The following is a 12,385-nucleotide window of genomic DNA, read 5'->3' as shown; positions in this document are numbered from 1 at the left end:
TCAGTGCCTTTTAAGAAAAGGCACTGATTTTATTCGTATAACGTTTTATCGTGTGATCCGTCAGCATGAAAGACCTTTAAAATACCTTCATGTTCGTTCACATATTTTTTTGCTTTTTCAAGTAATACGGACTTGGTATCTTCCTTAAACAGTACATGATCACTTCCGGTCTTACTAAAAATCCATTCATTCTCGCGTGGTTTCACTTCATAGTGAGGACGACCTTCACTTTTGCCTTGTACATACTCGTGTGCTTGAGCAGTTGCAATAGAAATCGCGCGCTCGTCGGAATAGTTTTCACGTAGTAAAGCGTTCGCTATTTCGATTGCTTTATTACGTACTGTCGGATCCAGATTCTTCAGAGAAGCAGGATAATCATTTTTACTCCATGGCATACGACATCACCTCCTACTTCACAAATTCCCTTTTTTACCGAATATAAACGGTCTTTCACATAATTTCAGAACATCCTATATGGTGAATCGAATAAAGTCGAATATTGTGTAATTATCGTTCTATTTAAAATTATTTGATTATTATCTAGATGACTGGTAATCTAGAGACGTTCATATGAACTTAGCGACCGAGTTGTATAGGAAAAGTAGCCTTTTTTTCGTTTTGATCTCACTAGGGGAACCCTATGAAGATAAATACAAACTGAAGGAGTGAATGCATTGTCTTTGTCGGTGCAGCAACTATTGGAAAGCAAAGGGATTCAAGCTAAGCCAGAACATTTGGAAATCCTAGAAAGTCGCTGGAATGGGATGAAAAAGTTAAGAGGTACGCTAGAGAGTGTAAAAATCGAGGACGCGGATATCGGGCTTCGAAATATTCCCGGAGGTGATCATATTGGCTAAAGATTTGATTCAGAAATCAGTCGAGGAATTGGCACCGCTTTTAGAAAGTGGATCACTTTCACCAGTTGAGCTAACGAAAGCAGTGCTTGATCATGCGGAAGAAACGCAGGATACAATTAATGCCTATATGACAATCTACCGGGAAGAAGCAGAACACGCGGCGCGTGAAGCAGAGAAAGAGATCAAAAATGGAAACTATCGAGGCATGTATCACGGAATTCCGATGGCCTTGAAAGATAATTTATATTTTAAAGGTAAAGTGACGACCATGTCTTCTAAAATTCATAAGGATTTCATTCCGGAAGACGATGCGACTGTAGTCAGTAAGTTACGAGACGCGGGTGTGATCTTTACCGGTAAACTAAGCATGCACGAATATGCTTGGGGAATTACGAACAATAATCCTCATTACGGACCAGTCAGAAATCCTTGGGATACCGATAAAATTCCTGGCGGTTCGAGTGGTGGTTCGGGAGCTGCTGTTGCGGTCGGTTCCAGTGTCGCGTCATTAGGTACCGATACGGCTGGCTCTATCCGAATTCCGTCATCAATTTGCGGCATCGTCGGATTGAAGCCGACACATGGGCGAGTCAGTAAATACGGATGCTATCCATTGGCATGGTCGCTCGATCATATCGGACCGATGACTAAGACGATTAAAGACGCAGCGGGAATGATGGATATTATTTCAGGATACGATGCAAAAGATCCAACTTCAGTCGATACTCCTGTAGGCCAACATTTGGAGAGAATAAAGGGCGATGTCAATGGTTTGGTTATTGGCGTTAATGAGGAATACTTCTTCAATGAAGTAGACAACGATGTAGATCAAGTGGTGCGTGGAACGATTAAAGCGCTGACCGATCAAGGTGCGAGAGTAGAAGTGGTTAAGATTCCAACACTTAAATATGCAGAGTGGGCAGAGCTGGTCACGTCACTTTCAGAAGCGTCAACTATTCATCACGAAGATATGCTGAAGCGACCGCAAGATTTCGGTGATGATATCCGCATGCTATTCGAGCTAGGAGAACTGCCATCGGCTGTCGATTATCTTCAAGCACAGCAAGTACGTCGTCAGTTGAAGCAAGAATTCCATGAAGTATTCCAGAAGGTCGATGTATTGATTGCACCTACACTGCCTGTAGTGGCCAGTAAAATCGGTGAAGATACAGTGGACTTAAATGGCAAGCAAGTGGACTTAATTGACAATATTATACGCTTTACGGGACCTAGTAACTTAACAGGTAATCCTGCATTGTCAGTGCCGGGTGGCTTCAAGGGAGACCTTCCTGTAGGTGTACAAATTATTGGACCTGCCTTTTCGGAAGACTTATTGCTGGATGTCGGTTATGCAATCGAACAGACAAATCCTATGAAAAACAGAAAACCCGCTTTACTAACAAGAGCATAAAATGAAAAAAACTCCGCGGTCAACCCATGGCCGCGGAGTTTTTCGTTATGTACTCGCTCTTCGACGAAGCGGTACAGACAATTCGACTTTACTTCTTCACTATCACAAACCCAGCTGCACCAAACTTCAACCCAAATCCGTTTGTGCAATTGCTGTTACTAGTAGTATAACCTAACAAAAGCTCAATAAACGCAAATCATCAAACTGTGAAGAATGTCATATTTCTGTAGTGTTTGGCATCAAATTGAGATAAATTACATCAACCTTACACTAACCTTTCAATACACTATAGTATGCTGAATATTTAGATTTTATACATATAAATCAGAATATTCAATCACATTAATTTTGAAATGAACATGGTAGCTATTCCGAAATAAATCAGTAACGACAGAATGTCATTGATCGTCGTAATTAAAGGGCCAGAAGCTACTGCTGGATCCACTTTAAATTTGTTAAGAATTAAAGGAATAATTGTTCCCGCAATTGTACCGATGATCAGTGTAGCGACCAAAGACGAACCTACAACTAATCCAAGTGTAAAACTGCCTTGCCATACATAAGCAATCACTGCGATAGCGGCACCACAAACGACACCTAGTATAACGCCGACAATTAATTCACGAAAGACTAAATGCAAGGACTTTTTCATATCTAAGTCTTCAGATACTAGTCCACGCACAACGACGGCCAAAGATTGAGTTCCTGTATTACCGGTCATGCCGGCAATCATCGGCATGAAGAAAGCGAGGGCGACAACGGCTTCCAACGTTGCTTCAAATTTGGAAATGATACTGCCTGAAACGAGCCCGATAAATAGTAAAAGAATTAGCCAAGGAAGTCTACGATAGGCTGCTACGAGAGGTTTAGTATTGAAGTCAATAGACTTACCGGAAGCAAATAGCATTTCAATATCTTTATTTGCCTCTCTAACAACTAAATCGAGTACTTCATCAGTGCGAATAATTCCTACTAAGACATTCTCTTCGTTGACAACGGGTAGCGAGACGAAATCAAATCGTCCAATCATTTTGGCTACATCGCCTTGATCCGTTGTATCGAATACTTTGGCGAGACCAGTTTCCATGATTTCCGTTACATTACTATCTGCCTGCGCGAGTAATAAATCGCGGTAAGAAAGTACACCGATTAATTGCTTTTCATCATTAATGATATAGACGTAATTTAAGTAATGAGCAAATGATTCATAATGCTTGAGCTTTTCAATCGTTTTCTCCACGGAGTATGACTGATGAATCCATACATAACGCGTCGTCATAATACGTCCGGCAGAATCTTTTGGATACTTTCGTCGTTGTCGAATATTTCTTTTTTCTTCGTGTCGCAAATCTGCTATGAGTTTCTCCACTTGTTTATCTGAAAGGTCGGTCAAAAGATAAGATAGGTCTTCACCTTTCATTTCTTCTAGTAGTTCGGTGGAACGGACTGGTCCTACTAAATCTAATGCTCGTAATTGTTCATTTTTCGAAAGAAATCCTAGCATGTGTACTAATGTTTCTTTATCTAATACTTCCAAAAATGTAGTATGTCGTTTTAGCGGCAATCGTTTATATTGATTTGCGACTTCAGCAGGTTCTAGTTCTCCAATTGCTTTTTTTAAGGATTCCAGATTACCATCTTTAATCAATTGTATAATTGCACGTGAAACATCGTCTTGATTCCGTGTCACTGGCATGTAACGCACCTCTCTTGTTTATAAATAGTTACGGTCATTCAATCATTCCCTCATATAGGGGGAAAGAAACCATAAGACATAATTTAAAGTCATTTTGGCCAATAAAAAAGCCTCCGTAGTGACTTCTTTCGATTTACAACAGAAAGTCTTTGCCAGTTGGCTCTTAATTTATGAATATACTTTGTTCTAGTCTTATAGAAAATGTTTTAGGCTGTTTTATTACTACCCTGTTTTATCCAATTAACACTTGAAAATGTATGGAGCTACCCAAATGCAATGTAATTTGTGGGACTTAAGACTTCATTTGTCATACAAATCTGACTAGAAACCTGCCATTTGTAATATAAGACGTACCGATGTCACGGCATTGTTTCACGATTGTAATCTTTTTGTAATATAGTCTTGGTAAGCTAAAGCTATTAAATCGTTAGGGGTGGCATATTGAAGAAATTAGTATTTGCATTGACAGTAGCCATGTTCATCACACTATTCACAAGCGGAATGAACGAAACGTCTGCTGCAGCATCAGTTCATACAGTTAAAAAAGGTGACACACTATATAAAATCTCACAACAACATAAAGTGTCTGTCTCAAATATTAAACAATGGAATAACTTAAAATCGACAGTTATTTATCCAAAACAAAAATTACGTTTAGTAAAGTCTTCTAAAGTGGCGGCTAGTACTCCGAAGAAACAAAACACGCCTTCACGTTCAAATGGAGCGAATGTCTCTAAAGAACTTATGGTAAGTGCAACAGCGTATACAGCACATTGTAATGGTTGTTCAGGTATTACAAGAACAGGTTTGAACTTACGTAAAAATCCTGACTTGAAAGTCATTGCAGTAGATCCACGAGTTATAGAATTAGGAACTAAAGTCCACGTTGAAGGGTACGGATATGCTATCGCTGGAGATACTGGCGGGGCAATCAAAGGGAATAAAATCGACGTATTCATTCCGAATAAATCACGTGCCTACGAATGGGGACGTAAGAATGTAAAAGTAAAAGTACTAAACTAAGAAATTGAAAGCTCACACAGCATAACTGCTGCGTGAGCTTTTTTGAATAGTGCGTACGATCATTTATACTTTCTCGTTAACAAAAAAACATGAAACCCAATTTACAGGTATCATGTGTAGGTTATATGAAAGAGACGACTTGGTTTTTGCCATTCTTTTTTGCTTTGTATAGAGCGAGATCCGCTAAATGAAACAATTCATTGAAAGATTGCTTGCTACACATTTTATTGTCACTAAGCCCTATGCTAATAGTAAGTGGAATGGGTATCACATTAGAAGAAGTAGACAAAGACTCAATTTTTCTAGCGAGTAAAGAAGCTTTCTTTATTGCGTCTGCTAATGAAATGTCTTGCATTACTAAAACGAATTCATCACCACCGAATCGAGCAAGTACATCTTCTTTTCTAATTTCATTCATAGAAGTATGCGCTACGAATTTAATCGCTTCATCGCCAATTAGATGGCCATATGTGTCATTAATCGCTTTTAAATTGTCGATGTCATAGACCAAGCACACAACGGATTTTTTAGTTACTACTGCTTCGGCCAACCATAAATTAGTCGTTTTTTCCAAAAATTTTCGGTTATAGATACCTGTTAAATAATCCAAGTTTTCGCTAGTTTTAGTAGAAGAGCTTTGCAAACGAATTTGCAATTCGAGCGCTACTTTTACCCAGCAACTGTCTTCAATTTCATGCAGTAAATTGATGTATTCTTTCTGGATTATGGCTAATTCATCAAAGCTACACAGTTTTTCAGCTAACACAATGCGTTTTTGCTGAATTTCTTTTAGGAGGGTGTAATCTCTCCATTTTTCTTCTCGTTTTTTGGCGTTGGTATAAAAATGGAAGGCTTTTTTAGAATCACCTATGAACTCATAAAATCTGCCTTTCAAAATTTCAAGAACTGCTAATTCACGGGGATGATGGTCTATAGTAGGTAATTGACTTAAATAATGTAGGCTAGTCATCGCGCAATTAGGGCTTTGTAGATTGATAGCGGATTCAATTGCGTATAAATGCGCACGAATCATTAAAATTTCTCTGTCCACACCTTTCTTCTTTGCGAAAGAAATGGCCGACTGCGCAAACTCCAAAGCTTTCTCGTATTGTTCTATTTTATTGTACAGATGACTTAGTTGACTGTATGCCATGCTAATATACGAATAGTCTTCAATTTCTAGCGCGATGGATAGCATATCTTCTAGTAATTTTTGTCCTCTTGTATAATCCAATGCGAATGAGCTGACAAAGTATTGCAAATAATAAGAGCGCATCCAATCGGACTTCTCGCCATGCGAAATACACTGTGTGTGATGTTCTTCTATGTGGAAAAGAACCTTTTCATAATTTCCAACGTAGTAATAGGATATAGCGCAAATGTAATGAGCGGATAAAATAGCTTCTTTATTAGAAAACAAAATGCCTTTACTTAATAAATCTTCTGCATGTCTAATGACTAAATCATGGCGTCCATCATTTTTTACTTCGTTAATTTTACGCCACACAGCGTTTATCTCATTTTCCCCCGTCATAGTTTCTCTCCTCCGATATAGGAAGTATCATTCTTTTCACTAGTTCATTCATCACTTTTTACATTTGGAATACATTTACATTATACCATTTTGAGAATAAATAGATATAATCAAATAGGCCATTTTAATGAATGTTTTAATTTGTTTCTGTTGTTATTTAGTTGTTTATACCCTGGGAGACAAAAGTATAAACGTCCTACTTCAAAATATGAAGTAAGACGTTGAATTATACACTATTTGACTCTTATTTTGATTGGATTTGTTTGAATAGAGAAATGAAGTGTTCTGGCTCCTCTTCAATTTCAAATGTAAAAACTCCTTCATTTGTGTGCAAGTAAAATAATCCCGATTGTCCGGAGAACGGGCGGTAGGATAAATCAAAAACATGTTGTAAAGGGAAAGTTCTCTGGGACGTCGTAATCCGATCTCGGAATAAACAAATCGTGTGGTAAGACTTTTGATAGGTTTGTTCTAAGCGATCCACGACTCGGTTTATGGAAATATAGCTAAGCGAATGAATCAACTGATCACTTGAGTTATTCATTAATTACCCTCCTGTTTCGCTACTATCATAACATAGAGTATTATGCTCATAAAAACGTTAGGAATACTAAAAACCTAAATATTGCTATGGACCTAATTCTTACGTAAGCGTTTAATTACACGAACGATAGCTACTAGTAAAAGAAACGTTACAGCGCCGGCCGTGTCTAAATACACGTCTTGCATGGTTGCTGTGCGGCCTCCTGTAAAATATTGATGCAATTCATCAGCGCACGCTAGCAGAAAGGTAAATAAAGCGGCCAATAATAAGCGACCTGTCCGTTTAGGTAATAGCCAATAAATTACCAAAGCTAAAAAACCAAATGTAAAGAAGTGTGCAGCTTTTCGGATCAGGAATTCTACAAAGTGATAATATCCACGTTCTTCAATAGAGATCGTTCTATTCCAATAGTTGAATTCCCAAGTGGATAGGATAGCTTTCCCGGGTTCCCCCGGTAGCAACTCTTGTAATGTAGAGACAAGCGATTGCTGTTCATATGTCTGACTGGATGAGATGGACAGCCCGACTAACATGCTAATGAGTAAGAGAAGAGCTAGTAATTTTTTCATATGGGGATTGTATCATGAAAAGTAACTTCTGATGCAAGCAAGTTATATTTTTATTTGACATTACAAAGTTACAAGCTTGTCACCTGAATGTAATATGCAAGTTGTATAGTACATTCAGGTTGCTGGTTCCATAATTTGCACTAGCTATCCATCATTTGCCATTACCAATCGTGGAAAAGTATGCTAATATAAAGTGGAGTAGCTAGTAATCACTTTTTTATTTCATATTCTTTATTTATTTAATAGTCTGCCGGATTATTTAATGGAAAAGAGGGTATGAGAGTAAGAGAGTGGTTTTTCTGCTGCTCTACAACCAACCAGCAATCACGCTTATAAACGAACTAAAGGAGGAAATTATTTAATGAAATCACAATCAAAAAAGAAGTACAGCAAGTATCTAACAGGTGTAGCATCAGCGGCATTAGTTGCATCAGCGGTGGCACCAGTAGTCAGCGCAGCAGATTTTAATGACGTTGCCGACACTAACTCACATAAGGAAGCAATTGATGCACTAGCAGCAGAAGGTGTTATCAGTGGTTATCCGGACGGTTCATTCAAGCCTAATAAAACTTTAACGCGTTCTGACGTAGTAAAGTTAATGGGAAAATGGCTTGTATCAAAAGGTTATACAATTCCGACAGACTATAAAACAAATCCACGCTTCACAGATTTAACATCGAAGTCAAATGACGAATTGTTGCAATCAGCGGCAATCGTAAAGGATAACAATGTATTTAGAGGATATGAAGATGGATCATTAGGCGCGGCTGGTTCTATTACCCGTGAAAATATGGCGGTTGTATTAGTTCGTGCATATGATTCAGTTAACAAAACGGACTTATTATCTTACGTTCAAGGACAAGAATTTGATAAAGATGTAGTAGATTTGAATAAGGCGAAAGCTGAAGCACGTACTGCAATCGACGTATTAGACTACTTCGACATTACGAACCCAGCTGCACCAAACTTCAGACCGAAAGAAACAACAACTCGTGCACAATTTGCTTCATTCCTTTATAAAACGATTCAAGTAGAAGTATCTGAAACTCCAGAAGCTCCGGAAGTAGCGGAAATAACTTCTGTAACAGCGACTGGTGAAAAGGAACTTGAATTAGTTGGTAAGAACTTACACACATTGAAAGCAGAACAATTAAAGATTGAAGGAAATGAACTGGCTTCATTTAAAGCGAATGAAGACGGTACAAAAGCGACAATCGAGTTAAAAAACGAACTAACGTCGGGTAAAGAAACGACTCTTAACTTGACGACTAAAGCAGAAGCTGAAGGCGAAGAAGACGTAGTTACTTCTTATAAGTTTACGTATGAGTTTAAAGTAGAAAAAGTTACAGCTACTACTACTCAAGTGAAAGCTGGCGAGGCTGGTCAGAAGTTAGCGTTCAACGTTGATGGTAAGTCGGTTGATATGAAGAAATTAACGGATGCTGGTTATACGGTTGCGTTCCAGTCTACTAAACCGGCTGTGTTCTCAGAGCAGGCAACTGGTACGTTGAAGGCACTTGCAGTGGGCAATGACTTCTCTTATAAAGTTGTTATTACGGACAAAGATGGAAAAACTATTGAATCGGAATTAGTAGACGTTAAAGTACTAGATTTCGCTACTACGGTCTCTGAGATTAGTAAAGTTTCAGTTAAGCAGGCTGGAGTAACAGTGGAAAGTGGGAAAATTTCACTTGAAGACGGTGCGGTAGATGTAAAAGTTGAAGAAACTATTACTCTAGGCGGAGCAACAAAAACTGATTCGACAGCAACATTCACTTCTTCTAATCCAAGTGTAGCAACAGTCACTTCTTCTGGAAAAGTAACACCAATCAGTACAGGTGAAGTTACAATCGTTGCGAAAGTTGGAGATGTAACGAAGGATATTAAGCTTACAGTAGGTGCTGGTAAACGTGTTGCAAGCAGTGCAACATTATCATCAACAGAGTCTAAATTAATTGTAGGTGCAAATCAAGACACGAATATTGTAGTTAAAGACCAATATGGTGATTTGTTTGCTGGCAATGTAACAGTCGTGTCAAATGACCCTGAGATTGCTACTGTATCTGCAACCCCTGTAACAGTTGCAGAAGGTAAGGCCGTTGTTAAAGTAACAGCAGTAAAAGTTGGTACAACAACTGTCCAAGTTAAATCTGGCGATACGGTTCTAGGCAATATAGCGGTTGCTGTATCGGATGATGTAACAGTAGCTACTAAAAAGTTGGAAACCGTTTCTGCGTCAGACGACTTAACAATTGATGCTATTGATGGTTCACAAGATGGTACAGTCAAACTAGCCTGGAATAAATACAATAGCCAAGGTTTCTTTATCGCTAAAGATTTGATTCCGGTGGCTGATTACACCGTAACTTCTTCTGATAGTAATATCGCGACAGTTGGTAAGGACGCTAATGGTATAATAACGGTTCAAGCGGTAAAAGCAGGTACTACTGATATTCAAATTAAAGAAGGAAATATTGTTAGAGCGACGGTTACTATTACAGTAAAGGATTCGACTCCAACTATTTCATCAGTAGTATTTGAAGATACTAAGACTATAACTACTACAGCTGTCGATATGCAAGTGCTTAAAAAAGAAGGTATTAAATTAACATCAACGGAATTCACTCCAGGTATTGATAATAAGGGTAAGATTTTCATTACAAACAATGACAAAAAAATTGAATTAGGTACAGTTGCAAAAAGCTATTCAGGTAGTACTAACGATGTTACCGAGTTACAATTAGACGGTGGTAAACTTGTTGGTACTGTAAAAGCTGGTGCGCAAGGTACCCTAGTAGTAAGTGTAAAGAATGAAGGACAGTCTACACCGGTTGGTACAAAAACTATCGAAGTAAATGTTCCAGCAAGCAAATAATCTAATTTCAGTTACAAAATAACAATCTAGCAAGATCCAGCCCTAATCCTTGAGAGTCATTCAAGGATTAGGGCTTTTTTACGTTTAGTCAGCTACTTATCAAGGGTACAGGTACAGTACAAACAATCAGAAAGGAGAGGGGTTATGAATTGGTTGGAAGGAATTAATTTCACGACTTCATTGGTAGTGCTAATCATATTGGCGATCCCGATTAGTATTGGAATTTTTCTATACTTTTTTGATCGCAGTCAGAAGCAGCATGCAATCTTGCGCAACTATCCGATTTTAGGCAGAGTCCGCTATATGTTTGAGAAGGCAGGGCCAGAGGTGAGGCAGTATTTATTCAACGATGACAATAGCGGCAAGCCATTCAGCCGTGAAGAATATTTACATATGGTGATGCCGGGGAAGTATTTAAACAGTATCATCGGTTTTGGATCTAAACGTGACTTTCAGGAGCCTGGTCACTACATTCGTAATGCCATGTTCACGAAGCAAAATGAAGAAATGCGGGTGGATAATGATAATCTAGTAAACACAATGCGTTATGAAGTGGATACTGACAATTTATTCTCGCGTAAAGAACACCGCGAAGAATTGACAACATTGCCTTGGTTGTTACCTGAGGAAGATGCGATTGTATTAGGTCCGAATTGTGAGCATCCATTTGTCGTGCGCAGTTTGTTGGGGCAATCGGGGATGAGTTATGGAGCACTCGGAGATCATGCAATCACTGCGCTATCCAAAGGGATTGGTATGGCCCAAGGTGCTTGGATGAACACAGGGGAGGGTGGTGTATCAGACCACCACTTGGTAGGTGGAGCCGATATCATTGCGCAGATCGGGTCAGGTTTATTCGGATTCCGAACAGAAGATGGGCAGTTCGATATGAACAAAATAAAAGAGAAAGCACAAATACCACAAATAAAGGCATTTGAAATCAAGTTAGCCCAAGGAGCAAAAATGCGTGGAGGGCACGTAGAGGGAGAGAAAGTCACAGAAGAGATTGCGGCTATACGAAATGTGAAAGCTTATACTTCTATCAACAGTCCGAACCGTTTTAAACAGTTCCACGATTATCCAACATTGTTTTCATTCATTGAAGATATCCGTCACGCGGGTGGTAAACCAGTAGGGATTAAAATAGTCATTGGAGGAAAACAAGATGCTGAAGAACTGGCATCATATATGGCCGAAACAGGTATGGGTCCTGATTTTATCTCGCTAGACGGTGCGGAAGGAGGATCTGGGGCTACTTATCAAGACTTGGCGGATAGTGTAGGCTTACCACTTCGTTCTTCTCTTATTCTATTAGATGATGCGCTGCGTAAGTTTGAAGTGCGGGACCGAATAAAAGTTATTGCATCAGGGAAAATCATCACACCTGATAAAGCAGCAATTGCATTGGCTTTAGGTGCCGATCTAATACAAGTTGCACGTGGCTTCATGATTTCGGTAGGTTGTATCATGGCAGAGCGGTGCCATACGAATACTTGCCCAGCCGGTGTTGCCACGACGGATAAGAGTTTACAGCGGGCGCTTGTTGTAGAAGAAAAGAAATTCCGTGTAACCAACTATATTTTGACGATGAGGGAAGGATTATTCCGTGTGGCCGCGGCTGCGGGCTTGGATTCTCCAACAAAGTTTGAGCGACATCATGTAGTCTATAAAGACGAGCGTGGAAAAATTCATACAATTGAGTAAAAAAACGACCTGATGAATGTTCATCGGGTCGTTTTTTGGATGTGCGCCCAGCATGGGTGTAGTCTATAGGGTGCAAGTCCCGAACTGTGAAGGCAGAAGTAACAGTTAGCTCAACGCAAGGGTGTCCATGGTGACGTGGAATCTGAAGGAAGCGAGCGGCAAACCTCCGGTC

General features: G+C 39.3%; 11 protein-coding genes. 6 read left to right on the top strand and 5 right to left on the bottom strand.

Annotated features, from left to right (window positions below; genetic code table 11):
- Positions 1-29: 29 nt before the first annotated feature.
- A complete protein-coding gene (locus tag CSV67_RS13915; RefSeq protein WP_099632205.1) occupies positions 30-395 on the bottom strand; it encodes a DUF2188 domain-containing protein in 366 nt (121 codons plus the stop codon).
- Between the two features lie 270 nt (positions 396-665).
- Here CSV67_RS13915 and CSV67_RS13910 point away from each other — a divergent pair, with 270 nt between their 5' ends.
- The 3 genes from CSV67_RS13910 to CSV67_RS17055 are packed head-to-tail and all read left to right on the top strand — an operon-like array spanning position 666 to position 2,438.
- On the top strand, positions 666-857 hold the full coding sequence (locus CSV67_RS13910; RefSeq protein ID WP_233189640.1) for a hypothetical protein: 192 nt from the start codon (positions 666-668) through the stop codon (positions 855-857).
- Complete coding sequence (locus tag CSV67_RS13905) at positions 850-2,268, top strand: amidase (protein WP_099632203.1); 1,419 nt, start codon at positions 850-852, stop codon at positions 2,266-2,268. The genes CSV67_RS13910 and CSV67_RS13905 overlap by 8 nt, the downstream gene beginning before the upstream one ends.
- A 47-nt stretch (positions 2,269-2,315) precedes the next feature.
- Positions 2,316-2,438: a hypothetical protein gene (locus CSV67_RS17055; RefSeq protein ID WP_255397340.1), complete on the top strand. Its 123-nt coding sequence runs from the start codon at positions 2,316-2,318 to the stop codon at positions 2,436-2,438.
- 167 nt (positions 2,439-2,605) lie between these two features.
- Here the strand turns inward: CSV67_RS17055 and mgtE are convergent, their stop codons facing one another.
- Entirely contained in the window at positions 2,606-3,964 is a 1,359-nt protein-coding gene (mgtE, locus tag CSV67_RS13900) for a magnesium transporter (protein ID WP_099632202.1), read from the bottom strand.
- A gap of 441 nt (positions 3,965-4,405) precedes the next feature.
- Here mgtE and CSV67_RS13895 point away from each other — a divergent pair, with 441 nt between their 5' ends.
- Entirely contained in the window at positions 4,406-4,987 is a 582-nt protein-coding gene (locus CSV67_RS13895; RefSeq protein ID WP_099632201.1) for a LysM peptidoglycan-binding and 3D domain-containing protein, read from the top strand.
- A gap of 121 nt (positions 4,988-5,108) precedes the next feature.
- Here CSV67_RS13895 and CSV67_RS13890 read toward each other — a convergent pair whose 3' ends face one another.
- The 3 genes from CSV67_RS13890 to CSV67_RS13880 form a co-directional block, all read right to left on the bottom strand.
- Positions 5,109-6,521, bottom strand: coding sequence for a GGDEF domain-containing protein (locus CSV67_RS13890; RefSeq protein ID WP_099632200.1), 1,413 nt, complete (start codon positions 6,519-6,521; stop codon positions 5,109-5,111).
- A gap of 244 nt (positions 6,522-6,765) precedes the next feature.
- Positions 6,766-7,065, bottom strand: coding sequence for a hypothetical protein (locus tag CSV67_RS13885; RefSeq protein WP_099632199.1), 300 nt, complete (start codon positions 7,063-7,065; stop codon positions 6,766-6,768).
- Positions 7,066-7,157: 92 nt separating this feature from the next.
- A complete protein-coding gene (locus tag CSV67_RS13880; RefSeq protein ID WP_099632198.1) occupies positions 7,158-7,634 on the bottom strand; it encodes a VanZ family protein in 477 nt (158 codons plus the stop codon).
- Positions 7,635-7,995: 361 nt separating this feature from the next.
- Between CSV67_RS13880 and CSV67_RS13875 the strand changes: the two genes are divergently transcribed.
- Both CSV67_RS13875 and CSV67_RS13870 read left to right on the top strand, forming a co-directional pair.
- Positions 7,996-10,509 (top strand): S-layer homology domain-containing protein, encoded by a 2,514-nt coding sequence (locus tag CSV67_RS13875; protein ID WP_099632197.1) that lies wholly within the window; start codon positions 7,996-7,998, stop codon positions 10,507-10,509.
- Positions 10,510-10,653: 144 nt separating this feature from the next.
- A complete protein-coding gene (locus CSV67_RS13870; RefSeq protein ID WP_099632196.1) occupies positions 10,654-12,213 on the top strand; it encodes an FMN-binding glutamate synthase family protein in 1,560 nt (519 codons plus the stop codon).
- Positions 12,214-12,385 lie beyond the last annotated feature (172 nt).

This window comes from Sporosarcina sp. P2 (assembly GCF_002743255.1).
GTDB lineage: Bacteria > Bacillota > Bacilli > Bacillales_A > Planococcaceae > Sporosarcina.
This window is presented reverse-complemented; position numbering and strand designations above follow the sequence as displayed.